The sequence below is a fragment of the Paraburkholderia ginsengiterrae genome (assembly GCF_001645125.1).
In the GTDB taxonomy this organism is placed as follows: domain Bacteria; phylum Pseudomonadota; class Gammaproteobacteria; order Burkholderiales; family Burkholderiaceae; genus Paraburkholderia; species Paraburkholderia ginsengiterrae.
Map to the genome: position 1 here is coordinate 1 of NZ_LXKA01000265.1, position 26,555 is coordinate 26,555.

Below are 26,555 nucleotides of genomic sequence, written 5' to 3' on the forward strand. Positions count from 1 at the left end.
GGTGCCGCCCCGCACAGGGGCAACGCTAATAGACCACCGTGAACTCAAGGAAAGGCCAACACCATAAGAGCACAACCAAAAGCGCCGCGCAGGCAAATAAAACCTCACCCGCCTAATGCCTCCCGAATAGCCCCCGCCAACTCAGCAGCAGCAAACTTAGCCACATACCCATTCGCCCCGGCATTCTTCACATGGGCCTCATTCGCCGCCCCAGTCAGAGAAGAATGAATAATGACAGGCACATCCCGCATCCGATCATCGGCCTTAATCTGGCGAGTGAGCATAAACCCATCCATCTCCGGCATCTCAAGATCGGTCAAAACCAGCGCAATCCGATCCTTCACCCGCGTCCCATTAGCCTGCGCTTCACGCGCAACCGTCTGCATGGTCTGCCAGGCCTCTTCCCCGGTCTTGACCATAATGTAATCCGCGCCAATCGCACTCAAAGCCTGTTCAATCAGCTTGCGAGCAAACCCGGAATCATCAGCAGCAAGAATCTTCGCACCCGGCCGAATCCCCAACGCATCGCCCACGGAAGCAGGATCGACACTCGGATGTTGCGACGGAAACACATCGCGCAATACCTGCTCCACGTCAATCACCTGAGCAAGCCGCGAATCACCTGTATTGCCGTCGATGCGCGCAATGCTGGTCACCAGATTGCCGCCGGCGGCTCCCTCGGCGGACAACACCTGGTTCCACTCCAGCCGCACGATGTCGTCCACTTCCTCAACGGCAAACGCCTGCGTCGATCGCGCGAATTCCGTCACCAGCAAAATGTTCAGGCCGCGTGTCGGCTCGCAGCCCATCAGCCGGGGTAAATCAATCACGGGAATGATCTGGCCGCGAATGTCCACCGCGCCCATCACGAATGGCGACGAGCCGGCAATCGGCGTGACGGCGGGCATCGTGGAGATTTCACGAACCTTGAATACGTTGATGCCGTAAAGCTCGTGTGCATCGCCGCCAGGCACGGAACCAAGCCGGTACAACAGCAACTCGAATTTGTTGGAACTCGTCAGGTTGCTGCGTTCATCGTTCGCGCGATGATCTACTGCCATCGAATCTCTCCAGGATTGCGCTGTGTGTGATGCGCCATGCCATCGTTAAGTTCGACCCTGGCGCGTGTCCTTCCTTTCTGTTATCGGCGCGGCGCGTGGAAAGTTCAGCTATCCCGCATCGTTTTACTCGCATGCTCCGCATAACACGCTGGCGCATTCGACGGCGCGAAGTCGGACATCACGCTAGAAGCCCAATACAGGTCCGGCAAGACATTCATATGAAGGTTACCTAAGGTTACAGAAGCGACAGCGTCGTATCACATAGCGAGCAGAGTGCCTCCTAGAATGCACTGCAACAAAAGCGTGGCGCCATGAGCGGCTCGCAAGCTGACTGCAAGGTGTGACCGCAGTCAGCGCAAAGCCTCGTCGTATCCAAAGCGCACACGCATCGCTGTCGTTTCGCTTCCACCTCAAGGAGAACGTATGATTCGCTTGCCTCTCGCCACCCTCACCAGCGCCTGCATGGCCAGCCTTCTCGTCGTCGCCACGGCGGCCAGCGCCCAGACCGCACCGGCAGCACCCGCCGCGGCGGATGCCGGCCGTCTGCATGCCGCCGACCAGGCATTTATCGCCGATGGCACCAAGGCTGTTGCGACGCAGCGCGATGCCGCACGCATCGCGACGTCGCGCTCGACCGATCGCGACGTGAAGGCCTTCGCCGAGCGTGTGTCGAACGACAACGCGAAAATCACCGATGCACTTCGCGCAGCCAGCCCGCGCGGCGTCGACGTGCCGAAGAACGATCCCGACACAGCCGTGCTCGCGAGCATCAACAACCTGCGCGGCGCGGATTTCGACAAGGCCTATATCGAACAGGTCGCACTCGCGGGCGAGCAGAAAGCGCTCTCGGCATTCCAGGCGGAAATCGCTTCGGGCCGCGACGAGCAGTTGAAGGATGTCGCGAAGAAAGCGCTGCCGACCATTCAGGAGCACTACGCCATGGCGCAAGAACTCGCCAAGCGTAAGCATCTGCCGACCGGCGCACAGTAAGGTGTTTTGCGCGCGTCACGCTGCGGCGTGACGCGCGGCAGTTGGAATGCATTGTTTTCGGCGATAATCGGCTTCGCTCTTTCGAACCCGCTGCGCGAATAATCTCGCGCGATGCAAGGTGAACGAAACCGCTTGCATCACACGCACGCCTCGAAAGCTCTCACGATTTTCACGCGCATTCCGTCAAAGTGCTCCGCATGAGCAAAGCTGCCAATCTGCCGCAACAGTTGGATCACATGCTTCGGCAAGCCGTCGCGCTTCAGCAGAACGGCGCATTCACCGAGGCCGAAGAACTCTATCGCGAGATTCTCGAACTCAGGCCTCGCCACTTCGATGCACTGCAATTGCTGGGTGCGCTGGCGCTGCAGGCGGGCCGTCTGCAAGAAGGCGTCGAGTTGTTGAGCAAGGCCCTCGCTATCAACGCGAAACAGGCGCCCATTCATTCGAATCTGGCCTACGCGTTGAATGCGCTGCAGCGTTTCGACGAAGCCCTCGCCAGTGCCGATCGCGCGCTGGCCTTGCAGTCTGGATTCCCCGACGCACTGAACAATCGTGGCAACGCCCTGGCGGGTTTGAGCCGGCCGCTCGATGCACTCGGCAGTTTCGATCGCGCTATCGCGCTGATGCCCGATTTCGCCTCGGCCTGGAACAAGCGCGCGTGCGTGCTGCGCGACCTGGGCCGTCCCGCCGACGCGCTCGCAAGCTGCGATCACGCGCTGGCACTCCAACCGAATTACCCTGACGCGTGGAGCAATCGCGGCAATGCGCTCAGCGATCTGAACCGGCCGGACGACGCCGAGCGCAGCTACCGTCGCGCGCTCGAACTGGCTCCTGCGTTCGCCGATGCCTGGAACAATCTCGGCCTCACGCAGATCGACCTCAACCAGCACGCGCAGGCGCTGTCGAGTTACGAGCGCGCGCTGGCCGTGAACCCCACGGCAGCGGAAACGCATTGGAATGAGTCGCTGTGCCTGCTGCAAATGGGGCAGCTCGAAGCCGGTTGGCGGAAATACGAATGGCGCTGGGAACGCAGCCGCATCAAGTCAGGCCGTCGCAATTTTGCCGAGCCGCTCTGGCGGGGCGATTTTTCAATCGAAGGCAAGACGATCCTGCTGCATGCGGAGCAGGGTCTGGGCGACACGCTGCAGTTTTGCCGCTATGCCGCGCTCGTGTCGACGCTCGGCGCGAAGGTCGTGCTTGAGGTGCCGTCCGAGTTGATGCGGCTCACGGCCACGCTCGAAGGCGTGGACCAGTTGATCGAAGCCGGCCAGCCGCTGCCGCCGTTCGATTGCCACTGTCCGCTGCTGAGTCTGCCGCTCGCATTCAAGACGCGTCTCGATACCATTCCATCGGCTACGCCCTATCTATTCGCCGATGCCGAAGCGGCTCATCGATGGCACGAGCGGATTCACGCGCAAGCGGACGGCCAGCTGAAAGTCGGCCTCGTGTGGGCGGGCGGCAACCGTCCGCACGTCGCGGAGCTGCGCAAGAACGACGCGCGCCGTTCGATGACCTTTGAACGGTTCGCGCCGCTGCTCGACGTGCCGGACGTGCAGTTCTTCAGCCTGCAAAAAGGACCGGCGGCGCAACAGCTGGCGGACAGCGAGTGGCGCGCTCGTGTGATCGACTACACGGAAGAGCTCGGCGACTTCGCCGATACCGCGGCCCTGGTGGTCAACCTCGATCTGGTGATTTCAGTCGACACGTCCACTGCGCATCTGGCCGGCGCGCTCGACAAGCCCGTGTGGATTCTGAACCGCTTCGACACCTGCTGGCGCTGGTTGCTGGAGCGCACCGATACGCCTTGGTATCCGTGCGCGAGGTTGTTCCGGCAGCCGGCGCTGGGCGACTGGGACAGCGTGATGCAAGCCGCGCGCGGCGCGCTGGACGCGTTGAGCGGCGCGGTCAGCGCCACGCATTTCCACGGCGATTAAACCGCGCGATGCCTGATGCGCCCGGCGCGGCACAGCGTCATCAAGCAATGCCGCCGTTGGCCCGCAGAATCTGACCATTGACCCAGCCCGCATCCGGACCGGCAAGGAACGCGACCACCGAGGCGATATCGTCCGGCTGGCCGAGGCGTTGCAGCGGCGGCATTTTCGCAAAGGTCTCAATCTGTTCTTCGGTCTTGCCGTCGAAGAACAGCGCGGTCGCGATCGGCCCCGGCGCCACTGCATTGACGGTGATGTTGCGGCCGCGCAATTCCTTCGCGAACACCTGGGTGAATGCTTCGACAGCCGCTTTGGTCGCGCTATAGATCGCATAGCCCGGCAGCTTCAACGCCAGCACCGTGCTCGAAAAATTGACGATGCGCCCGCCGTTGTTCAGGCGCGCGGCGGCCTCGCGCAAGGTGTTGAAGGTGCCGCGCACGTTGATGTCGAAGGTCTGGTCGTACAGCGCGTCGCTCGTGTCGGCGAGCGGCATCGTCTTGAGCACGCCGGCGTTGTTGACCAGCACGTCCACCTTGCCGAGTTGCTGTTCGACGGTCTCGAACATGCGGCGCACGTCGCCGGCATTCGACACGTCGGCCTTCACCGCAAGGGCGCGGCCGCCGGCCGACGTGATTTCCGCGGCGAGCGCGTCGGCTTCGGCGGAACTCGACGCATAGTTGATCGCGACGGCGAAGCCTTCCTTCGCGAGACGGCGCGCAACTGCCGCGTCGATGCCGCGCGATGCGCCTGTGACGATAGCGATTTGAGCGTTTCCGTTGGTGTTCATGATTCGTTTCCTTGAATGCGGTGAGTGGGTGAGACGAATCATCGGCGCTTTCCGCATTGAGATAATCAGCCGGAATTGGTTATTATCATTCCATTTGCTTTAATAATTGCCGTGACGTCCACAGCGGCCGCCGCGGCAACGGAACAAGGCACCGAACATGGATCGTTTCGAGGAAATGCGGGTTTTCGTGCGGATCGCCGAGCGGCAAAGCTTCACGCGTGCTTCGGACGATCTGCAGATTCCGCGCGCCACCGTCACCAATCTGATGAAGCGCATGGAGCAGCGCCTCGGCGCGCGGCTGCTGGAGCGCACCACGCGCACGGTGCGCCTCACGCACGACGGCGAGGCGTATTACCGCCGCTGCGTGCGGTTGCTTGCCGACATGGAAGAAGCGGAGGGTTCGTTTTCGAACCTCGCGCCGAAGGGGCTGCTGCGGTTGAATCTGCAAGGCACGCTGGCGCGCTACTTCGTCGTGCCCGCGCTGCCGGCGTTTCTTGCGCGCTTTCCGGAGATCGAGTTGACCATCGGCGAGGATGACCGGTTCGTCGATCTGGTGCGCGAGGGGATCGATTGCGTGTTGCGGACGGGGTACCTGCAGGATTCGTCGATGGTCGGGCGGCGCGTCGCCAACTTGCCGCAGGTCACGGTGGCGAGTCCGGCGTATCTGGCGGCCTACGGCGAGCCCGCTGATCCGTCGGCGCTGTCCACGCACCGGGCAGTCAACTATGTGTCGAGCGCGACCGGCAAGGCCATGCCGCTCGAGTTCAGCGTCGGCGGTAAGGTCACGGCCATGGTGCTGCCGTCGGCGGTCTCGGTGACTGGCGCCGAGCTCTATACCGGCTCGGCGGTCGCCGGGCTCGGCATCGTGCAGGTGCCGCACTACCGGGTCGCGGAGGATCTGGCGGCGGGGCGGCTCAAACGCATTCTCGCGGACTTTCCGCCGCCGCCCATGCCTGTGTCGGTGCTGTATCCGCAGAACCGGCAGTTGTCGTCGCGCGTGCGCGTGTTTGCGCAGTGGCTGCGCGAACTATTCGAAGCGGCCGTGCCACCGGGTGGCGAGCCGTGACTAACCGGTGGACTAGCACCGGGCGCTTGCCGTAGCATCGTTGCGGCGAACCCGTTCGAAGGAATGGAACATGTTGTCCGAAGAAGAACTGGCCTTGCTCGATGCGATTCGCGAGACCGGCAGCCTGTCGCGCGCGGCGGTGCGGCTCGGCAAGGCGCCGTCCACGATCTCGCACGCGGCGCGGCAACTGGAGACGCGTTTCGACGCGTTGCTGTTCGACCGGCGCCGCTACCGGCTGCAACTCACGCCCGCCGGTCAATTGCTGGCCGACGAAGCGGCGCGCCTCATGCTCGATATGTCGCGCATGACCCAGCGTGTGAAGCAGATCGCGAGCGGTTGGGAGGACCGCCTCTGGGTGGTCACCGACGAGGTTCTCGAATTCGAACTGCTAATGCCGGTGGTGCGCGCGTTCGATGCGCTCGATTCCGGCGTCAAGCTGCGCATCACGCACGAAGTCCTGAGCGGAACATGGGAAGCGCTGCGCGACGGCCGCGCCGATCTGATTGTGGGTGCAACGAATGAGCCGCCGGCGATTCCTGGCCTGCGCTGGTTCGAACTGGGGGTGATGGAGTGGGTGTTCGCGGTGTCGCCCCGCCATCCGCTCGCGGCCGTCGAAGGTCCGCTCGGCCGCGAACGGATCCTCGAACATCGCGCGGTGGTGGTGGCCGATTCATCGCGTACGATGGCGGGCCGCGCTTACGGGGTGATCGGCGGACAGGCGTCGCTTGCCGTCCCCTCCATGCGAGCCAAGATTCTGGCGCAACGGGACGGCCTCGGCGTGGGCTGGCGGCCGCGCGAGCGGGTGGCGTCGCTATTGAAGCGGGGCGAACTGATCGAGAAGGCAACCGCGGATCCGCGCGAGCCGAATGTGTTGTACGTTGGATGGCGCGGCGAGCACGAGGGGCGCGCGTTGCAGTGGTGGCTCGAACAGCTGCGGCAACCGCGGCTCGCGAGGCGCCTCGTGCGCGGGGTGGATATGACGATTGGCAATTGAGGAGCAAGGCGATGATAGAAGGACTGGTGGGCGGGCGGCTGTATGGCGAGGCGCAGATTCGCACGGGACAGAACGGCAAGCGTTTCGTGACCTGCAAGGTGCGGGCCGTCACGAATGACGGCGATACGATTTTCGTCAACGTGATTGCCTTCGACGACGGCGTGCAGGCCGCGCTGCTCGCGTTGAGCGACGCGGATAGCGTCGCCTTGAGCGGCACCTTGACACCCAAGGTCTGGACCGACAAGAACGGGCTCGTCAAGCCGGCCATCGACATGATTGCCCACAGGCTGCTGACGGCTTACGAGGGGCGCCGCGAAGCCGGCGAATGAGCCTGGACCTCACGGGTGGCCGTGCCGCCGCCCCACGAGCGAACGTAATGAAATGCGGCTTCGTGGTTAACCCCACGTCATAGTCGGCCGACATAGTGTCATCCTCAGTCGCACAAAGGCCGCCACCAAGGCGGCCAGTAAAAATGACGGGGAAGTCATCATGAACCGCTATCGTTCGCTCGGCGTAGTAACCGGCGCGGCCCAGCTCGCCAGCGCCGATGTCCTGAGCCGGATAACCGGCGCGGCACGGCCATTCGATCTCGTTCTGGAGCCACGGTCCTGGCAAGGGCCGGCCTCGCAGAGCGCGGCGAACGCCCAGTTCAAGATTCATGTGTTCGACACCATGCGCGCTTTCGAAAAACGCGGTGTCGACGCAATCGTTTTGCCGTGTTTTCTTAGCCACACTTTTATCGACGAGCTTTCGGCGAATGTCGCCGTGCCGGTTGCCAACATCATGACGGCGCTGCTGGCGCATGTGCGGCAGGCGTTTCCGCTGGTGCGCCGGGTCGGTGTGCTGACGTCGGACGCGATTCGCCACAACGGCCTCTTCGAGCGTTACTTCGACGCCGCGCGGTTCGACGTGCTGCATCCGCGTCAAGACGCGGGTGTGGACTGCGTGACGAGCGCCGTCTATAGCGACGAAGGTATCAAGGGCGGCCGTCTCCATGGCCGCCCGGTCGAGTTGCTGCGCGCGGCGTGCGCGGACCTCGTCGCGCAAGGCGCCGAGATCATCCTGCCCGGACTCGCCGAAATCGCGCTGGTCACGCGCGCGCTCGGCAAGCTCGAGGTGCCGCTTGTCAACGCCAACCTGGTCTATGCGCGCTATGTCGCGGCAGCTCAATATGCGCAGCCGGAGCGGCGTTTCAAGGTCGGCGTGCTGGGCGGCGTGGGCCCGGCGGCGACCGTCGATTTCATGGCCAAGCTGGTGCGCAACACGCCGGCCGTGTGCGATCAGGACCATCTCAAGATCATGGTCGAGCAGAACCCGCAGATCCCGGACCGCACCGCCGCGCTGCTCGGCAACGGCGACGACCCGACGCTTGCGCTGTATGCCGCTTGCAGGACGCTCGAAGAGGGTGGGGCGGATCTGATCGCGATGCCGTGCAATACGGCGCATGCGTTCGTCGATCGGATCCAGCCTTCGCTGGGGATACCGATCGTCAATATGCTGACCTGTACCGCGGATTATCTGCTGAAGACCTTTGCGGGCTTGCGTGAAGTCGGTGTGCTGGCGACCTCGGGCACGTTGGCGAGCGGTGTCTACGAGCAGGCGCTCGAGGCACGCGGTTTCGTGCAGGTCGCGCCGGATGAGCCGGCTCAGGCGCGGCTCATGAATGCGATCTATGGGCCGAAGGGCGCCAAGGCGGGATTCACCACGGGTGAATGTTGCGACGACCTGGCCGCGGCGATCGACGATCTGGTGGCGCAAGGCGTGCGGGTGATCGTGCTGGGGTGCACCGAGTTGCCGCTGCTGCTGCGCGATGCGACGCTGGCGCGCGCGGGCGGGCTGGTGGTGCGGCTTGTCGATCCGACCGAGGTGCTGGCGCGAAGGTGCGTGGCGTACGCGCTCGGCGACAGTGGCGGGCTGCCGGTGGGACGGAGTGTTAAGGTGGAGCGTGCGTATGGGTGAGGGTGGGGCGCGCCGTGTAATCCTTATGAGAGACCCTTAAGGTTCGCCAAACCACGGTGGCTTCGCGAATATCTCTGCAAGCCACTCGACTAGCACTCGTGTTTTTGCAGGTTCATGTTTGGGCGCAGATGAACTGAGGGTCAAGCAGCTACTCAGGGACCGGTCCATCCCTCGATAAGCGCGAGAAGCTTGGCAGGCGAATAGGGCTTTCGAAGAAATGCGGTGGGGTGTACGTCGCTCGGAAAGCCGTCAATTGCCGATAGCAGCAGGAAAGGTATTCGCGAGTAGACGGGATGTGTCGCCAGCGTGCGCCACAACTCAATACCGCTCATCACGGGCATCATGTTGTCCGAGACTATGACATCTGGAACTTTCGCATGTACCGCGCTCAGTGCAACCGCTCCGTCAATTGCAATATCTATGGAAAAACCTGCCTGCCGCAGGATTGCATGAAGCGCGGAAAGCAAAGATGGATCGTCATCGACCAGCAGGACAGTTGGCATGATTAACCCGGAAAACCGGCGTCAAGACGCAACAAAGAGTCCCATTCCGGGTATGCAAAGTCATTTTCATTGCACGCGGGAGGCCAGGAAACCTCGTCACCCCATACAGCAGTAACTAAGAAGGTGCAATTTTCGTTCCCAGCGAGGCTGATACTAAAATCTCGCGCTGCAACGACTTTTACGGCTTCAAGCGAACCGCCAGTTGCTCAGCAAGAGTTTTTTCGCGCTCGCCACAATATTCGCGTTCCTGAAACGTCTTCAGACGCATGGAACCGCCACCCACCTCGCACACGATGACCGACCGAGACAGCGACATCACCGCGACCGTGGTGCGTGAGCGGACGAGGCTCATCAATTTCATCCGGCGTCGAATACGCGATCCGGATGATGCCGAGGACATCCTGCAGGACGTGTTCCACGAATTTGTGCAGGCTTACCGGCTCCCCGCTCCGATCGAACAAGCGAGCGCGTGGCTTTTCCGTGCCGCACGCAACCGCATCATCGATCGTTTTCGCAAGAAGAGAGAGCAGCCGCTGACCGATCTGTCTGAGGACGAGGACGACGCCGGCAGTGAATATCGCCTCGACCTCGCCCTGCCGGCGCACGACGCAGGTCCCGAGGCCCTCTACGCTCGCACTGTATTGCTCAAGGCCTTGCAGGAGGCGCTCGATGAGTTGCCTGCGAATCAACGTGAGGTATTTATCGCGCACGAGCTGGAGGGGCGGTCTTTCAAGGACATGGTGGCGGAAAGCGGTGTCACGCTCAATACGCTGCTCGCGCGCAAGCGCTACGCGGTCCTGCATTTGCGCGCCCGGCTGCAGGCCATATATGACGAACTGGGTATCTAGATAGAGGAGTCGACGGATGAAGTTTCGAATCAGATGTGTGGGCAAATTGCTGCTTGTGGTGGTCGCTATCGGCGTGCTCGGGTTAGTGGTCATGACTCTGTGGAATTGGGTGATTCCGGCGCTATTCGTTGGTGCCCGTTCGATCGACTTCATCCATGCGTTGGGCTTGCTGGTTTTGAGCCGCATCCTGTTTGGCGGATTCCGTGGGCACGGCGGCTGGCGCGGACAGCGTCACTGGCGCAAATGGGAAGCGATGACGCCCGAAGAACGGGAGCATTTCCAGACGGCATGGCGATCGCGCCATACCCCGCGCGAGGGAGAGTGACCATGCGCGAGAATCTACCGGCCGACTGCAAACAGGAACCCGGCGTGATTGCGCCAGTCGTCGACCTGAAACGTTGCGAAGGCAAGGGCGATTGCCTCACGGTTTGCCCCGAGAATGTGTTTGAGATCCGGCGCATCGACGACGCCGATTATCGCGGCCTCGATTTGATGCATCGCCTCAAGCAACGCGTGCACGGAATGAAGGTTGCCTACACGCCGAACGCCGACGCTTGCCGGTCGTGCGGCCTTTGCGTGACGGCGTGCCCTGAACGCGCGATCAAGCTGGCCAGAACGGCATAGCGTCACACGTTGCCGACGATGGCGGAAGCACAGCACCGGCCGCGACAACGTAGTGGCCGGTCGTTGGGTACATCACCGGCACTATTGAACTCGTCAAGGAGCGCACATGGCTTCATCAACCACGGTTCTTCTGCAGCGTCTTCATGAACAGAGCCAGACAGAAGTGATAGCCCGCGCACGTGCGCAGTTCCAGGGATCGAGCGACGAGTTTCTGACGCTCGCGGAGGATTACGACACGCTCGCCCCTCGACTGCGTGGACGCTTTTTCGAAACGCTCGGGCTATCCACCGAAGATTTCGAATTCTCGCAAGGCACGCCTCTATCGTTGGCTGTGTCAGCGGAAACGGGAAGGTTTTTGCGCAACATGGTGCTTTCGCACAAACCGGCTCGCATCCTCGAACTTGGCAGTTCCTGCGGCGTGTCTACGCTGTATTTCGCCGACGCCCTTCGCACGTTAGGCGGTGGCATGGTTGTAGCGACTGAACTCGATTCTGCCAGGTGCGCATATCTTCGGGCCCACGTCAGAGCGGCGGGCGTAGACGCTTATGTCGACCTGCGGGAGGGCGATGTATTCCAGACCGTTTCCGAACTGGACGGCACTTTCGACATGGTGTTTATGGACGTATGGGCCAACACCTATCTGAATCTGTTCAAGCGGATTGAACGCCTGCTACGCCCGGGATCTATCGTTCTCGCCGACAACATGTACACAGCCGAGGACGCCGTCCGGCCATACAAGCACTACCTCGACGGCAATCCGCGCTTTTCCACCACGACGCTGGAGTTTGAATCAGGGGTCGAATTTACAGTCGTCGTTTCTTGATCTGGTGAGGAGTGGACTGCGTCTGCTACGCAGTTCATGTGCCGTACAATCTGGAGGCGACAAAAACCGCATGACCCGCTTGGCCTGGCCAGCGCACGAGCTTCGGCCGACCAAAGGCCAGAATCAGACGGCAGATAAAAGACTATCTATCTGCTGAACACAGATTGGAGGTTTCATGAGAGACACACAAACTCTTACGCGCTACAAAGCCTGGGCGGACGATGTATTTCTGTCGGTCGTGGCTTCCCTTCCCGCTGCGGAGCTTACAGCACCGCGACCAATCAGCTTTCGCAGTCTGATCGGGACGCTCAACCATTCCTATGCAATGGATTACGTCTGGCAGTGTCATCTGCTTGGCAAACCGCACAATCTGACTACACGCAATCCCCAAGACTGGCCTGCATTCGAAGAATTAGCAGCCAACCAGCGGAGCATTGACGAGTGGTATGTGAACTACGCCGACGCAGCTACGGAAGCCGAGCTGGCAGAAATCGTCCAGTTTGAATTCATTGGTGGTGGTACAGGACGCATGACTCGTCGGGACATGGTTTTACATGTCGTCAACCACACCACCTACCATCGTGGTCACGCAGCGGCCATTCTTTACACGCTCGACATTTTCCCACCATCCACCGATATGCCGGTGTTTCTGCGGCAGCAGTCGGTGAGTTCCTGACAGCATGATTGAGTTCGGTGCCGGTCTCTGGTCGAGGGCCAACGTCTAATGTAAGTGGCGGCGAGCCAGGCGGCGTGGCCGAACGTCCCAAAGTGACTGCGCCGCGCTTCCGCACGCCCTACGCGATCCGCTTCACTGCGCGTTTCGTGCATCCCTCGGATGGTCTTGCTTGCTGTCCAGCCCTGATCGCCGCAAGTTTGTGTTCGAGCGACAGGAGTTCCTTTTGCCGAACCTGCGGATCGCCGATCATTTGCAATCGTTCATATTCGGTCTGAATTTCGCCGAACTGACCGACCAGCTTTTTACATTCAGCTTGATGGGCATCGCATTTGAGGCGCGCGTGCAGGCCTGTTAAGGCAGCGCCCAACACGGCTCCCCAGCCGGCAACGTCAGCGGAAACGAGCGTCGCCTTCGTCACGATCGACAATCCCGATACCAGAGAAATCACTCCGCCTACGCCAACCAGCATTGCATTTGCAGGCGAAAGCCGCTGAAGCCAGAGTTCATACGCACACCGTTCGCGCTTGCATTCCAGGATTCGATCGGCAATGCGGTCGTCGAGCAAGTCTGTCATGACAATCCTCCCTGCGGAGCTTCGGATCAACCAGCGGCATTGAAAGTGTGCGTTGCCATCTTCAATTGTCGGCAATTCACGAAGGTATGTCGATTCGGCGCATAAGGAGACTACCCCGCGGTCAAAACCCTCACGCCGTCGGCGTCCGTCCATACGCCACGGTTTGCTCTCCCGCACGCACTACATCGAGAGTCTCCTGGTGAAACTCTGCAAGCGATTTGCCGTGCGCGACACTGACAATCGCCCCTTTCGGCAATCGTTCCGTCAACAGGCGATATAGGTGTGCTTCATTCTCGGTGTCGAGCGCACTGGTTGCTTCGTCCAGGAACACGTAGTCAGGCTTGTGCAGCAGCACGCGTGCGGCCGCCAGCCGCTGTTGTTCGCCAGGCGAAAGAACGCGCCACCACTGGTCGGATTCATGCAATCGGTCAGCGTAGCCTTCGAGCCGGCACAGACGCATCGTTTCGCCGCACTCCTCGTCGCTGAATTCGGTGGCCGCCAGGGGGTAGGTGAGCGCAGCCTTCAAGATGCCCGGCGGCAGGTAGCTCTGCTGTGGAATGAACATCATGCGCGCGTTCACCGGAGCGTCGATCGAGCCGCTTCCAAACGGCCAGAGACCAGCCAGTGCGCGCAACAGCGTGCTCTTGCCTGAGCCGGACGGCCCGCACACGAGCCAGCGCGAACCGGGCTTCACGGTGATGTCGCGCACGCTCGCGAGCGTTTCGCCGCTGGGTAGCGCAAGCGTGAGGTTGTGCGTGGCGAGATGGGTTTCGTCGACGTAGTGCAGGTTTATGCCGCCATGCTCGGTTGCGGGCGAGACGGACTCTTTCAGATGGGGTAGCTGCATGACGCGCCTGAACTCGCGCAGACGGTTCACCGTTGCGCGCCACTGGACGAGCGTGTCGTAGTTATTGATGAACCACGAAAGCGATTCGCTCACCGAACTGAATGCGTCACCGATTTGCATCAGTGTGCCGAAGCTGAACAAACCCGCGAAATAGCGGGGCGATGCCACGACGATCGGGAAAATCTCGGCAAGCTGGCCGTAGAAGTTGAGCACGAAGTTGTAGCGCCGCGTGTACTGCATCACGCGCCACCAGTTGTCACGAATCCGGCCGAACAGGTCCTGGGCGGTGGATTGCTCGGCGCGCATACCGTTGTAGAGGGCGATTTGCTCGGCGTTTTCGCGCAGACGGATCAGGCCGAAGCGGAAATCCGCTTCGACGCGCTGTAACTGGTAATTGATCGACACCAGCGGGTGCCCGACCTTGTTCGTCAGGAGTGAGCCGGCAATCGCGTAGACGATGGCTGCCCAGAGCATGTAGCCGGGAATCTGCACGGGCGTGCCGCCAATCATCACTTGCAGCGCGCCCGCCGTGCTCCACAGGATGGTCGAGAACCAGACGAGCGTTTCGAGCGTCGAGAGCAGGTCGAGTGTGAGCGAAAGAGTAGTGGTGGCGAATAGATCGAGGTCGACGGCGATCCGCTGGTCGGGATTGTCGGTGAGACGGTCGCGCTCGATGCGATAGAAGGTGGCGTCGCCCAGCCATTGCTGCAGGTAGCGCGTGGTGAGCCACTGGCGCCAGCGGAAGCCAAGCATCTGGCGCAGGTAGCGGTTATAGACTGAAATCCCGACGAACGCGAACGCGAGCCCGCTGAAAAGCAGCATCAACTGGGGGAACTCGCGCACATTCCTGCCTTCCAGTGCGTTGTAGAAATCGCGATTCCACGTGTTCAGCCTGGCGTTGATGCCGACCAGAACCAGGTCCATGACGATGATCGCGATCAGCAGGCCCCACGCGGTTCTACGTTCCTCGGAGACCCAGTACGGTCGGATCAGGCTCCAGGCCGAGACGCTGTCTGGTCGCCCGGATGCAAGGCCGGAAGATTGGTTGCTCATGAGTGCCCCTTAACGCGCAGTGAATGCGGACCGGGTGCACGGGGCGATTGTTCGATTCGTGCATGTGTGGCGGTCTTGTGGCAGCGGATGCGAGCGCGCGTGTCGAGCCCGGTCAGGTGCACCCTGCGGGCGTGGGGATGATTGTAAGGGGCAACCTGTCCGGCCGCCTACGTCGCGCGCTGTGTTAGGCCGAGCGCAGCGGCGAACCCGGCGCGATCAACCCAATTGCTCGGCGATCGTCTTCGTCAAAGGCGACTCGACGTCGCCCGTGTGTTTTGTCTGTACGGGCTCGATCAGCACGAGCCAGCATTCCTCGTCGGCAACCGGGTTGTGCAGCGTGCCGCGCGGCACCACGTGTACCGAACCTGCGGGCAAATCGACAACACGCCCGCCTTCGTATTCGATCTTCAGATGCCCGCGCACGACGAAGAAGAGTTCGTCCTCTTGCGCATGGTCGTGCCACACGAGTTGGCCGCGTACTTTCGCGACCTTCACGTATTGGTCGTTGACCTGTGCGACAACTTTCGGCGACCAGTATTCCGACACGTCGCCGAACGCGGCTTCGAGGTCGAACGATTCGGCAAATGGATGGACTGACACGATTGGCTCCAGGTTGGATTGATGGATGCGGCACGACCGAAGCCGTCGGCACCTGTCGCGGCGATTGTACCTGCCACTGTACGGATCCCCGCTGCAGATGCTGCGCCTGAACGACGAAATCTGGGCTGACATGACCGCTCAGTCGTTGCAGGGCAGCCTGCGCGTCGGCCTGCCCTACGATCTCGTGACACCGCTCGCGTCCGCAATCAAAGCATTCGCCGAAGCGCATCCGCGAGCCTGACCGCTCCGCGTCATAGAAAACTGTATAAATATACAGTATAGTATCCCGTTGCAAGCCGGCCTTCAGCGTGTGCCCCCGAGGGGGCGCACGCCGGCCCGCTTGCGCCGGACTTGCGCGGTCGCGAGGCGTCCGTGAGAGTGGCCCACTCATTCAGACGGTCGGAAAATTGTCAGCCAACTTGTCAGCCAAGCCGTCAGCCAACGGCATTATCAGGATTCGCGGCGCGCGCCAGCACAACCTCAAGAACGTCGATCTCGACGTGCGAACCGGCGAAATGACGGTCGTGACCGGTCCGTCCGGTTCCGGCAAATCGAGCCTCGTGTTCGACACGCTGTATGCGGAAGGCCAGCGGCGCTACGTCGAAACCTTCAGCGCGTATGCGCGGCAGTTTCTGGACCGCATGGACCGGCCGCAGGTCGACCGTGTCGACGGCGTGCCGCCCGCCATCGCGATCGACCAGACCAATCCGGTGCGCAGCTCGCGTTCCACGGTCGGCACCATGACGGAGCTCAACGACCACCTGAAGCTGCTCTACGCGCGCGCGGCCGAGCTGTTCGACCGCCAGACGGCGCTGCCGGTGCGTCACGACTCGCCGGAAACGATCTACGCCGAATTGCTCGAACGCACCGCGCAAAACGAGCCGCGGCTCGTCGTCACGTTTCCGGTCGAGCTGCCGGAATCCGCTTCGGAGCAGGAAGTGGAGCAATGGCTGTCGGCGAGCGGCTACACGCGCGTGCAGGCGCAGCGCGAGGTCGATTCGCCTACCGGCAAGCGCAAGCTGCTCGACGTGGTGGCCGACCGCTTCCGGCTGCGCTCGGTCGACAAGGCCCGCGTGGTCGTGGCGATCGAGGCGTCGCTCAAGCGGGGCGGCGGGCGCGTCAATATTTATGTACTGCCCGCAGCTGCCGAAGGGCAGGAGAGTCAAGAAGCCGAACCGCAAATCTGGCGTTTCTCCACCGGTCTGCATAGCCCGGAAAGCGATCTGCGCTACGCCGACCCGCAGCCGGCGCTGTTCTCCTTCAACTCGGCCTATGGCGCGTGTGACGTCTGCCGCGGTTTCGGCCGCGTGATCGGCGTCGATCTGGGGCTGGTGATTCCGGACGCGCGCAAGACCTTGCGCGAAGGCGCGATCAAGCCCATGCAAACGCCGGCCTGGAAGGAATGCCAGGACGATCTGATGCGCTACGCGGCGAAAGCCGAGATTCGCCGCGACACGCCGTGGGGCGAGCTGACGGAGGCCGAGCGCCATTGGATCATCAACGGTTCGCCGGACTGGAACGGCCAGTGGCAAAAGCACTGGTACGGCGTCAAACGCTTCTTCGAGTATCTCGAATCGAAAGCGTACAAGATGCATATTCGCGTGCTGCTCTCCAAGTACCGCAGCTACACGCCATGCGAAACCTGCGGCGGCGCGCGTCTGAAAACCGAATCGCTGCTGTGGCGCCTGGGCAGCAAGGCGAATGCGGACGAGGTTTTGCCGGCCGCGCAGCGCTTCATGCCACGCGGCGTCGACTGGACGCGTCAGCAGCTCGAAGCCCTCGCCGGCCTGACCGTGCATGACCTGATGCTGATGCCGATCGAGCGCATCCGGCGCTTCTTCGACGAAATCAGCCTGCCGAGCGCATTGCTCGACGACGCGCTCAAGCTGCTGCTCGCCGAGGTGCGCACGCGCCTCAAGTATCTGTGCGACGTCGGCCTCGGCTATCTGACGCTCGACCGGCAGAGCCGCACGCTGTCGGGCGGCGAGGTGCAGCGGATCAACCTGACCACGGCGCTCGGCACGTCGCTCACCAAAACGCTGTTCGTGCTCGACGAGCCGAGCATCGGGCTGCATCCGCGCGATCTGAACCGCATTGTCGAAGCCATGCACCGCCTGCGCGACGCGGGCAATACGCTGGTGGTGGTCGAACACGATCCGTCGGTCATGCTGGCGGCGGATCGCCTGATCGACATGGGGCCGGGGCCGGGCGAGCGCGGCGGCTCGATCATTTACGACGGCGCGCCCGAGGCGATCCGTTCATCCGGCACGCTGACCGGCGAGTACCTCGGCGGCCGCCGCCATGTGGCAGACGCGGCGCACTGGTCGCGCCGTCCGGTGGAGGCCGCCACGCCGCGCATCGTGCTGGAAGGGGCGACGGAGCACAATCTGCGCGACGTCACGGTGGAGATTCCGCTGCAGCGGCTCGTCTGCGTGACGGGGGTGTCGGGTTCCGGCAAGTCCACGCTGCTGCAAGATGTGCTGTATCCGGCCATGGCGCGGCACTTCGGTCTTGCCACCGAATCGCCCGGCGCATTCAGAAGCTTGCGCGGCGCCGACCAGGTCACGGACGTCGTCTTCGTCGACCAGTCGCCGATCGGCCAGACCGCGCGCTCGAATCCGGCCAGCTATGTCGGCGCGTTCGACGAAATCCGCAAACTGTTCGCCAAGGCGCCGCTCGCGCAACAGCGCGGTTACGGCCCCGGCATGTTCAGCTTCAATTCGGGCGAGGGCCGGTGCCCGACCTGCGGCGGCTCCGGATTCGAACATATCGAAATGCAGTTCCTGAGCGACGTTTACTTGCGCTGCCCGGATTGCGATGGGCGCCGTTATCGCGCGGAATTGCTGGAAGTGAAGATCGAGCGCGGCGAGCCTGCCCGTGCGTTGAGCATTGCCGACGTGTTGGAACTGACGGTGAGCGAGGCCACCACCTACTTCGCGAAGGATGCCGAAGTATTGCGCGTGCTGCAGCCCATCGTCGACGTGGGTCTCGAATACGTGAAGCTCGGTCAGCCGGTGCCCACGCTATCCGGTGGCGAGGCGCAACGCCTCAAGCTGGCCGGTTTCCTCGCGGAGTCGGGCGAGGCGCGCAGCGCGCGAAGTGCGAAGCAGGCCGTCGAAAAGCGTCTGTTCATGTTCGACGAACCCACCACCGGACTGCATTTCGACGACATCGCCAAGCTGATGCAGGCGTTCGGCAAGCTGCTCGCGAGCGGCCATTCGCTGATCGTGATTGAGCACAATCTCGACGTGATCCGCGCGGCCGACTGGCTGATCGACCTCGGTCCCGAAGGGGGCGACGGTGGCGGCCGGGTGCTGTGCGCCGGCACGCCGGAAGAGGTCCAGCAGTGCGCGGAATCGCACACCGGCGAAGCGTTGCGGCAATACGAGCGCGCGATGCTAGCGGCGGCCGAACCGGCGTCGCAAGGCATTCCGCTGCAAAAGGCACTGAGCGTGGCGCGCGCGCGCCGGGCGGTCGAAGGCGAAGATGTGGTGCGGATCGTCAATGCGCGCGAACACAACCTGAAAGCGCTGCACGTCGATATTCCGCACGGCAAATTCAACGTGATTACCGGGGTGTCCGGATCGGGCAAGTCCACGCTCGCTTTCGATATTCTGTTCCACGAAGGGCAGCGCCGTTACCTCGAATCGCTGAATGCCTACGCGCGCTCCATCGTACAGCCGGCCGGGCGCCCGGAGGTCGACGCGGTGTACGGCATTCCGCCGACCGTCGCGATCGAGCAGCGGCTCTCGCGCGGCGGCCGCAAGAGTACCGTGGCGACCACCTCGGAGGTGTGGCACTTCCTGCGTCTGCTGTATGTGAAACTCGGTCTGCAGCATTGCATCCACGACGGCACGCCGGTCACGTCGCAAAGCGTCGAGTCGGTCGCGGCCCAGTTGTTGCGCGATCACAAGGGACAGCATGTCGGCTTTCTCGCGCCGCTGGTCGTGAACCGCAAGGGTGTGTACACGGACCTTGCGAAGTGGGCGAAAGCGCGTGGCAATACCCACCTGCGCGTGGATGGCGAGTTCGTGCCGGTGGATCCCTGGCCGAAACTCGACCGTTTCCGCGAGCATACGATCGAACTGCCGGTGGCCGATCTCGTCGTGTCGCCGGACAACGAAGCGGCGCTGCGCGAGGCGCTCGACCAGACGCTGGAAGCGGGCAAGGGCGTGATGCATCTGCTGGCGCCGCTCGACGGATTGCACGACGCCATCAACGGTGGCCAGTCCACGGCCAGGCTCGGCGCGGTGAAAGTGCTGTCAACCAAGCGTGCCTGCCCGGTGTGCGGCACGAGCTATCCGGAACTCGACCCGCGCATGTTCTCGTACAACAGCAAGCACGGCTGGTGTACGACCTGCGTCGGCACGGGCTTGTCGCTCACGCGCGAACAACGCGCTGTGTACGACGACACGATCGTCGTCGACGACAATCGTGGCCGTGAGCAGAGTTTGCCGTCGGAGGAACAGGAACCGGAAGGACTCGTACACGTGCCTTGTCCGGATTGTTCCGGCACGCGCCTGAACCCCACCGCGCGCGCGGTCACGTTCGACTCGCAGGCTATTGTGGACGTCGCGCAGTGGACCGTGTCGGACACGCGCGCGTGGATCGGCTCGCTGGAAATGACAGGGCGCGACGCGGAAATCGCGCGCGACGTGATCAGCGAAATCGGCAGCCGGCTGCAATTCCTGGAGGAGGTCGGGCTTGGCTATCTGAGTCTCGATCGCGCGGCGCCTAGCCTGTCGGGCGGCGAAGCGCAGCGCATCCGGCTCGCCGCGCAACTCGGCAGCAATCTGCAAGGCGTGTGCTACGTACTCGACGAACCGACCATCGGTCTGCATCCGCGCGACAACCAGATTCTGCTCAATGCATTGCGCAAGCTCGGGGAAAAGGGCAATACGCTGGTGGTGGTCGAGCATGACGAAGACACGATTCGGCGTGCTGATCACATCATCGATATCGGCCCGGGCGCGGGCAAGCGTGGTGGCACGCTGATCGCGCAGGGCAGCGTGGCCGACCTGTCGGCGCAGCCCGGCTCGCTGACCGGGCAGTTTCTCGCGCAGCCCATCGCGCACCCGTTGCAGCCGCGCCGTGAAGTGGTCGCGCCGGGCAAACGCGCGGCTGCGGTGCCGGAAAACTGGCTGACGGTGTACGGTGCCAAACTGCACAACTTGCGCAACGTCACGGTCGGCATTCCGCTGTCGCGGCTGGTCGCGATTACCGGCGTGAGCGGATCCGGCAAGTCGACACTTGCACGCGACGTGCTCATGACCAATCTGCTGGATGCGGTTGGGCGGTCGGTGCTGTCGTCGCCGGCCACGAGGCGCGCGCGTGCCGCAGCCGAGACAAAACCCGCGGAGAACCGCCGCTCCAGCGTGCTCGCGCGAACGGCGCCACGCGCGCCGCTGAACGTCACGCATGCATGGCAAGGGTGCGAGTCGATCACCGGCTGGGAAACCATCGACCGCGTGCTGGAAGTCGACCAGACACCGATCGGCAAGACGCCGCGTTCGTGTCCCGCCACCTACATCGGCGTATGGGATGCGATCCGCAAGCTGTTCGCGGGCACGCTCGAAGCGCGTGCGCGGGGCTACACGGCTTCGCGCTTCTCCTTCAATACCGGTGAAGGCCGCTGCCCGGCGTGCGAGGGGCAGGGCGTGCGGACCATCGGCATGAGCTTCCTGCCGGACGTGAAGGTGCCGTGCGACGTGTGCCACGGGCAGCGCTTCAATCCGGAGACGCTCGCGGTCACGTGGCGCGGCAAGAACATCGGCGACGTGCTGACCATGGAAATCGACGAAGCGGTCGAATTCTTCGCGCCCATCACGAACATTGCGCACCCGCTGCAATTGATGAAAGACGTCGGGCTCGGCTATCTGACGCTGGGGCAGCCTTCGCCCACACTGTCGGGTGGCGAGGCGCAACGTATCAAGCTCGTCACCGAGTTGAGCAAAGTGCGCGACGACGTGACACGGCGCGGGCAGAAGCCGCCGCACACGTTATACGTGCTGGATGAGCCCACCGTCGGCCTGCATATGGCGGACGTCGCCAAGCTGATCCGCGTGCTGCATCGGCTCGCGGATGGCGGCCACAGCGTTGTCGTCATCGAGCACGATCTCGACGTGATCGCGGAGGCGGACTGGATCATCGATCTGGGCCCGGAGGGCGGCGTAGGCGGCGGAACGATCGTCGCCGCTACGGATCCCGAAGGGCTGGCCCGCGTTGCCGCCAGCCATACCGGTGCAGCGTTGCGGCCGGTGCTCGCGCGCGCGCAAAACGGCGGCAATATCGTGGCGAGTGAAGGGACTAACGGATAAAACAGTAAATCGGCGCAACCGGGTTGCGCCGATTTCAACTCGCATTATTTGGGTTGTTGGCTATATGTAATTAATTAGAATGAATTTGTAATTCCGTATAAGGCTTAATTGAAATGTTATTGGATGTGTTGTAAATAGCGCTAAAGAAGAGCTTCAAACGCTTTTCCCTATTGCTATCTTCCTGCCGTCGGCGACGATCTTTCCCCGGCGTCTGATTGCCACGGCAAACGTGCCGCTCGCGATTCGCGAAGGCTACCGGCCTGACACGCCGAAACTCCCGTCCAGCGGGCCTTTGGCGCGCCAGATCAACCACCCGGCCAGCGCTTCCGAGTCAACGGATGCGTAGCGCATGAGGCGGCGGTGTCCTGATTTCAACGCATAAGGCGGCGAATGTTTGTCTGCTCCGCAAGCGCTAATTCTCTTAAAGCGCCGCGATTTTAGGCAGAGTTAGAGTTTTCTCTCTAAACTTAGTATGCCGCCATCAAAAAAAGTTTGACCGTCCATTTTTTGTCCTGCTATCGTTGCCTCCCATGAAACGCATGTGACGGTCGCGAAAAAAGTTCCTGGCATTGCGACGAGCATCGATCTGGTTGTCTTCAGCGTTCATGCAAGGCGAAAAGCGAGCGGGTCAAATTTATTCTATTAGTAGTTCTACCTAGTTAGGCCGATCGGCTCGCGTAGTGCGTGTCAGCGGTCTACCGAAGCCTATCCGTGCGAGCGGATCAGGGCGGGGCAGTGTCGCACCAATTTTGGACTGCGAATCAATGCCTTGCGGTGAACGAGGTTGACGGCATCGCCAGAAGTAAAGGTTGTTTGCGGTCCCAAGGGGGACTTCCCGAGGGGCGCCCCCCAAAGGGGACTTCCTGCGGGGCATGTGTAAGCGCACTGCTTGAGAGAAATGGACGGCTCACGCCGGAGGAGTAAAGGTGGGTACGAAAGTCGAAGGGCAATTCCCGGCAGCCATGGCCCGGATGGAAAGGCCAGGCCGCCCGCGTGAGTTTGGGCGCAAGCAGCAAAATCCAGTACGCCGCTTTGGCGGCATCGCAGTCGTTCTGGTCCTGCATATCGTGCTGATCTATGCACTGATCAATGGCCTTGCCACCAAGGTCGTGCAGGTCATCCAGCATCCTATCGAAACGAAAATCATCGAGCCGGTGAAGCCGCCGCCTCCGCCGCCTATCCCCACTGTGCAATTGCCGCCGCCCAAGTTCGCGCCGCCGCCGCCGCCGTTCGTGCCGCCGCCGGAGGTGCAGGTGCAAACGCCGCCGCAGCCGACCATTACGCACCAGGCCGCGCCGGTAGTTTCCGCGCCTGCTGTAGCGCCTCCGCCGCAGGCCGCGCCCGCGCCGAGCAAGCCGGTGAGCACCGAAGTAGGGGTGGTGTGTCCGAACTCGGATCAGATCCGTTCGTCGATCCGTTACCCGAAGGAAGCACAGGAAAACAACGTGACGGGTGATGTGCTCATCGAATTCGTTGTCGACCCGCAAGGCCACATTACGAACGAACGTGTTGCCAAGTCTTCAGATGACTCTTCGCTGGATCGTGCGGCATTCAACGCGGTCAAGCAGTTTTCGTGCGTTTCCCAAGGCCAACCTGTCCGTGTGCAAGTTCCGTTCTCGTTTAACCTGAACTGACTTCACCGGCTGTTCGGTACCGGTAGCGATTTATCAGTCTTAGTTTTGAAGTTGTACTAATGAACATGGAGCAGGCATGAAGAAGCGTACTCTCGCCGCACTGGCGGCAAGCATGTTGATCGCCGTAACCACGGTGGATACCTTTGTGGCGCCGAATATGGCCCATGCACAGGCCAGCGACGTCACCGCGTCGGCCGCCGCGCCGGCCACCGCCGCGCCGCAAACCGCGGGCTCGGCCACCGACGAAGCCACTCCGCCGCCCATGCCGGCCACGTCTGAATCGGTCACTAACCCTTACGGCCTGAGCGCACTGTGGAAGAACGGCGACTTCGTCGCACGCTTCGTGCTGATTCTGCTTGTGATCATGTCGATGGGCAGCTGGTACATCATGATCACCAAGTTCTTCGAGCAGTTCCGTGCGAACCGCCGTGCGAAGAGCGCGGACGAGCAGCTGTGGACCGCGCCGTCGCTGGCCGAAGGCGCGAAGATGCTCGACGAATCGTCGCCGTTCCGCTTCATCGCCGAAACGGCCATCGAAGCCGGCGAACATCACGACGAAGCGCTGCTGGAAGCGGTCGACCGCAACACCTGGATCGATACCTCGGTCGAGCGCGCGATCACCAATGTCTCGAATCGTCTGCAAGACGGTCTGGCGTTCCTCGGCACGGTCGGCTCGACGGCTCCGTTCGTCGGTCTGTTCGGCACGGTGTGGGGGATTTATCACGCGCTGACGGCAATCGGCATTGCCGGCCAGGCTTCGATCGACAAGGTCGCGGGTCCGGTGGGTGAAGCGCTGATCATGACCGCAATCGGTCTGGCGGTCGCCGTGCCGGCGGTGCTCGGCTACAACTTCCTGGTTCGCCGTAACAAGTCGGTGATGGAGCGTGTGCGTGCGTTCGGCGCACAACTGCACACGGTCCTGCTGGCAGGCAGCCGCCGTCCGGCACGCGCTTCGGTTCGCGAAGCATCGCTGGTCCAATAAGCGGAGTCCGTCATGGCAATGAGCGTTGGGCAGGAAGACAACGACGAGGTCATCTCCAGCATCAACACCACGCCGCTCGTCGACGTGATGCTGGTTCTGCTGATCATCTTTCTGATCACGATTCCGGTGGTGACGCATACGGTGCCGGTGCAATTGCCGAAGGAGACGATCCAGCCGCTGCAGACGACGCCGAAGAGCATCGTCATCGCGGTCAACCGCGATGGCGACTTCTTCTGGAACGAGAAGCAGGTCGACGCGCCTACGCTGCTGGCACGCCTGAAGACGGTGTCGGTCCAGACGCCGCAGCCGGAAGTGCATGTGCGCGGCGATCAGGCCACGCGTTATGAGTTCATCGGCCGGGTCATTACCGAGTGCGAGCGCGCCGGTATCGCCAAGGTTTCGTTTATCACCGAGCCGCCCGCACGCGGCGGCTGAGCGTTGCATGGGACCAGAGTAAGTGCTTTGCACCAACTCTGGTCGACAGCTTTGCATGGGACCGGAGTAGGTGCTAAAGCAACAACTCCGATCGACAGGAGTCGAAAATGGGAATGAACGTATCGTCGGGCGGCGGCAGTGAACCGGATGTGATGGTGGACATCAACACCACGCCGCTGATCGACGTGATGCTGGTGCTGCTGATCATGCTGATCATTACGATCCCGATTCAGACGCATGCCATCAAAATGAATTTGCCCGTCGGCAATCCGCCGCCGCCGCTCACTCAGCCTGAAGTGGTGCAGATCGATATCGACTTCGACGGCACCACGACCTGGAACGGCCAGCCTGTGCCGACCCGGGCGGCGCTGGAATCGAGGCTGGCTCAGGTGGCGGCCGAACCGGTGCAGGCTGAAATCCATCTGCGGCCGAACAAGCTGGTGCCGTACAAGGATGTCGCCGAGGTCATGGCGTCCGCGCAACGACTGGGCGCGACGAAGATCGGCCTGATCGGCAACGAGCAGTACATGCAATAAGGAAGGGCAATGCAGATGATTCATCAACGGTTCAAGCGCGCGGTGATTGCGGCCGCCATCGTGCTGCCGCTCGCGTCTCACGCCGCGGATAGTTTGCGGCCGGATGTGGCCAAGCCACTGAATGCCGCCCAGGATCTGTACCGCGCGCACAAGTACAAGGACGCGCTGGCGAAGATCGATCAGGCAGCGGCCGTGCCGGGCAAGACGCCGTACGAAAGCACGATGATCGAAGAGATGCGCGGCGCGGCCGCGGCGGCGGCGGGCGAGTCCGGTGTCGCGGCGCAGGCGTACGAAACGTTGCTGAGTTCCGGCAAGCTGAGCGGTGCGGACGAACAGCGCACCACCTCGGCGCTGGCGGGCATCTACTTCCAGGAAAAGAATTACGCGCAGGCGGCGAAGGTTGCGCAGCGCTATCTGAAGTCGGGTGGCGGCGATCCTGACATGCGCACGCTGCTGGTTCAGTCTTACTACCTGTCGAACGATTGCGCGAGTGTGGTGGGTGTGCTCAAGCCGAGCGTCGATGCGCAGGTGCATGCCGGCCACGCGCCCGACGAATCGCAACTGCAATTGCTCGCGACCTGCGCACAGCGCACGAAGGACGACGCGACGTATCGTGGCGCGCTCGAAAAGCTGGTTGCCTACCATCCGAAGCAATCGTACTGGGACGACCTGTTCGCAGCTATTCGCAACAAGCCGGGCTATTCGTCCGCACTCGATATCGACACGTATCGTCTGCGCCGCGCCACCGGTTCGCTGACCAGCGTCGACGACTACATGGAGATGACCCAGCTCTCGATCGTGGCGGGCACCACGGCCGAAGGCAAACAGGTGATCGATCAGGGCTTTGCCTCGGGCGTGCTGGGGCACGACGCGCAGGCCGATCGCGAGAAGCGCCTGCAGGCACTCGCGGCGAAACGGGCGCAAGCGCCGGCTGATCCGGCGAACCCTGTTGCGCCGGTCAACGTCGCGTTCAATCAGGTGTTCGCGGGGCAAGCGAAACAAGGGCTGGCGGCGATGGATGCCGCGATCGCCAAGGGCGGCCTCGACCACCCGGACCAGGCGCAGCTGCATCTCGGCGAGGCCTACTACGTGGCCGGCGACAAGGTTCGCGCGGTGCAAACCTTCCGTGCCGTGAAGGGGGCCGACGGTTCGGCCGATCTCGCCCGCTTGTGGGTGCTGGTCGCGTCGAAGTAAGCAGCCCCTGTTTCCTTGACGAACTTGCGTGATTCGTGAAGACACCCTGGCCGTTATCGCCAGGGTGCTCTTAGGAGGATGTTGTTTTTGACGAAACTTAATTAGCTTTTATCAAACTATT

General features: G+C 62.3%; 24 protein-coding genes. 18 read left to right on the top strand and 6 right to left on the bottom strand.

Going from position 1 to position 26,555, the window contains the following annotated elements:
* Positions 1-104: 104 nt before the first annotated feature.
* Positions 105-1,061, bottom strand: coding sequence for a chemotaxis protein (locus A6V37_RS19715; RefSeq protein WP_064266377.1), 957 nt, complete (start codon positions 1,059-1,061; stop codon positions 105-107).
* 423 nt (positions 1,062-1,484) lie between these two features.
* Here A6V37_RS19715 and A6V37_RS19720 point away from each other — a divergent pair, with 423 nt between their 5' ends.
* Both A6V37_RS19720 and A6V37_RS19725 read left to right on the top strand, forming a co-directional pair.
* A complete protein-coding gene (locus tag A6V37_RS19720; protein ID WP_064266378.1) occupies positions 1,485-2,051 on the top strand; it encodes a DUF4142 domain-containing protein in 567 nt (188 codons plus the stop codon).
* Positions 2,052-2,248: 197 nt separating this feature from the next.
* Entirely contained in the window at positions 2,249-3,985 is a 1,737-nt protein-coding gene (locus tag A6V37_RS19725) for a tetratricopeptide repeat protein (RefSeq protein ID WP_064286242.1), read from the top strand.
* 40 nt (positions 3,986-4,025) lie between these two features.
* Here the strand turns inward: A6V37_RS19725 and A6V37_RS19730 are convergent, their stop codons facing one another.
* On the bottom strand, positions 4,026-4,769 hold the full coding sequence (locus A6V37_RS19730; protein WP_064286243.1) for an SDR family oxidoreductase: 744 nt from the start codon (positions 4,767-4,769) through the stop codon (positions 4,026-4,028).
* Positions 4,770-4,926: 157 nt separating this feature from the next.
* Between A6V37_RS19730 and A6V37_RS19735 the strand changes: the two genes are divergently transcribed.
* The 4 genes from A6V37_RS19735 (at position 4,927) to cuyB (ending at position 8,788) form a co-directional block, all read left to right on the top strand.
* Complete coding sequence (locus tag A6V37_RS19735; protein ID WP_064286244.1) at positions 4,927-5,835, top strand: LysR family transcriptional regulator; 909 nt, start codon at positions 4,927-4,929, stop codon at positions 5,833-5,835.
* A 70-nt stretch (positions 5,836-5,905) separates the two neighbouring features.
* The gene (locus A6V37_RS19740) at positions 5,906-6,829 is read left to right on the top strand and encodes a LysR family transcriptional regulator (RefSeq protein WP_064286245.1); all 924 of its coding nucleotides are present in this window, start codon (positions 5,906-5,908) and stop codon (positions 6,827-6,829) included.
* Between the two features lie 11 nt (positions 6,830-6,840).
* Positions 6,841-7,158: a single-stranded DNA-binding protein gene (locus A6V37_RS19745; RefSeq protein WP_064266383.1), complete on the top strand. Its 318-nt coding sequence runs from the start codon at positions 6,841-6,843 to the stop codon at positions 7,156-7,158.
* A 160-nt stretch (positions 7,159-7,318) separates the two neighbouring features.
* A complete protein-coding gene (cuyB, locus tag A6V37_RS19750) occupies positions 7,319-8,788 on the top strand; it encodes a cysteate racemase (RefSeq protein ID WP_064286246.1) in 1,470 nt (489 codons plus the stop codon).
* A gap of 152 nt (positions 8,789-8,940) precedes the next feature.
* Here the strand turns inward: cuyB and A6V37_RS39290 are convergent, their stop codons facing one another.
* A complete protein-coding gene (locus tag A6V37_RS39290) occupies positions 8,941-9,291 on the bottom strand; it encodes a response regulator (RefSeq protein WP_075643523.1) in 351 nt (116 codons plus the stop codon).
* Positions 9,292-9,557: 266 nt separating this feature from the next.
* On the opposite strand from A6V37_RS39290, the gene A6V37_RS19755 reads away from it, so the two are divergent.
* The 5 genes from A6V37_RS19755 (at position 9,558) to A6V37_RS19775 (ending at position 12,262) form a co-directional block, all read left to right on the top strand.
* Entirely contained in the window at positions 9,558-10,139 is a 582-nt protein-coding gene (locus A6V37_RS19755) for an RNA polymerase sigma factor (protein ID WP_207547589.1), read from the top strand.
* 16 nt (positions 10,140-10,155) lie between these two features.
* A complete protein-coding gene (locus tag A6V37_RS19760; RefSeq protein ID WP_064286247.1) occupies positions 10,156-10,464 on the top strand; it encodes a hypothetical protein in 309 nt (102 codons plus the stop codon).
* 2 nt (positions 10,465-10,466) lie between these two features.
* The gene (locus A6V37_RS19765) at positions 10,467-10,763 is read left to right on the top strand and encodes a 4Fe-4S dicluster domain-containing protein (protein ID WP_064266387.1); all 297 of its coding nucleotides are present in this window, start codon (positions 10,467-10,469) and stop codon (positions 10,761-10,763) included.
* A 106-nt stretch (positions 10,764-10,869) separates the two neighbouring features.
* Positions 10,870-11,586 carry an O-methyltransferase gene (locus A6V37_RS19770; protein WP_064266388.1) on the top strand — a complete coding sequence of 239 codons (717 nt, stop codon included), beginning with the start codon at positions 10,870-10,872 and terminating at the stop codon, positions 11,584-11,586.
* A 175-nt stretch (positions 11,587-11,761) separates the two neighbouring features.
* A complete protein-coding gene (locus A6V37_RS19775; protein ID WP_064266389.1) occupies positions 11,762-12,262 on the top strand; it encodes a DinB family protein in 501 nt (166 codons plus the stop codon).
* A 118-nt stretch (positions 12,263-12,380) separates the two neighbouring features.
* On the opposite strand, the gene A6V37_RS19780 is transcribed toward A6V37_RS19775, so the two are convergent.
* The 3 genes from A6V37_RS19780 to A6V37_RS19790 all read right to left on the bottom strand — a co-directional run bounded on the left by A6V37_RS19780 (position 12,381) and on the right by A6V37_RS19790 (position 15,336).
* Complete coding sequence (locus A6V37_RS19780) at positions 12,381-12,836, bottom strand: hypothetical protein (RefSeq protein WP_064266390.1); 456 nt, start codon at positions 12,834-12,836, stop codon at positions 12,381-12,383.
* A gap of 130 nt (positions 12,837-12,966) precedes the next feature.
* Complete coding sequence (locus tag A6V37_RS19785; protein WP_064266391.1) at positions 12,967-14,736, bottom strand: ABC transporter ATP-binding protein/permease; 1,770 nt, start codon at positions 14,734-14,736, stop codon at positions 12,967-12,969.
* Between the two features lie 216 nt (positions 14,737-14,952).
* The gene (locus A6V37_RS19790) at positions 14,953-15,336 is read right to left on the bottom strand and encodes a cupin domain-containing protein (protein WP_423213098.1); all 384 of its coding nucleotides are present in this window, start codon (positions 15,334-15,336) and stop codon (positions 14,953-14,955) included.
* A gap of 97 nt (positions 15,337-15,433) precedes the next feature.
* Between A6V37_RS19790 and A6V37_RS40850 the strand changes: the two genes are divergently transcribed.
* The 7 genes from A6V37_RS40850 (at position 15,434) to A6V37_RS19820 (ending at position 26,434) form a co-directional block, all read left to right on the top strand.
* Complete coding sequence (locus A6V37_RS40850; protein ID WP_242665760.1) at positions 15,434-15,577, top strand: hypothetical protein; 144 nt, start codon at positions 15,434-15,436, stop codon at positions 15,575-15,577.
* 178 nt (positions 15,578-15,755) lie between these two features.
* Positions 15,756-21,653, top strand: a complete 5,898-nt coding sequence (gene uvrA, locus A6V37_RS19795; RefSeq protein ID WP_064286248.1) for an excinuclease ABC subunit UvrA — start codon at positions 15,756-15,758, stop codon at positions 21,651-21,653.
* A 926-nt stretch (positions 21,654-22,579) separates the two neighbouring features.
* Positions 22,580-23,287 carry an energy transducer TonB gene (locus A6V37_RS19800; RefSeq protein ID WP_075643524.1) on the top strand — a complete coding sequence of 236 codons (708 nt, stop codon included), beginning with the start codon at positions 22,580-22,582 and terminating at the stop codon, positions 23,285-23,287.
* Positions 23,288-23,363: 76 nt separating this feature from the next.
* On the top strand, positions 23,364-24,269 hold the full coding sequence (locus A6V37_RS19805) for a MotA/TolQ/ExbB proton channel family protein (protein ID WP_064286249.1): 906 nt from the start codon (positions 23,364-23,366) through the stop codon (positions 24,267-24,269).
* Between the two features lie 12 nt (positions 24,270-24,281).
* Positions 24,282-24,704 (top strand): ExbD/TolR family protein, encoded by a 423-nt coding sequence (locus A6V37_RS19810; RefSeq protein ID WP_064266394.1) that lies wholly within the window; start codon positions 24,282-24,284, stop codon positions 24,702-24,704.
* Between the two features lie 107 nt (positions 24,705-24,811).
* On the top strand, positions 24,812-25,240 hold the full coding sequence (locus tag A6V37_RS19815) for an ExbD/TolR family protein (protein ID WP_064266395.1): 429 nt from the start codon (positions 24,812-24,814) through the stop codon (positions 25,238-25,240).
* A 15-nt stretch (positions 25,241-25,255) separates the two neighbouring features.
* The gene (locus A6V37_RS19820) at positions 25,256-26,434 is read left to right on the top strand and encodes a tetratricopeptide repeat protein (RefSeq protein ID WP_064266509.1); all 1,179 of its coding nucleotides are present in this window, start codon (positions 25,256-25,258) and stop codon (positions 26,432-26,434) included.
* The last annotated feature ends 121 nt before the right edge of the window (positions 26,435-26,555 follow it).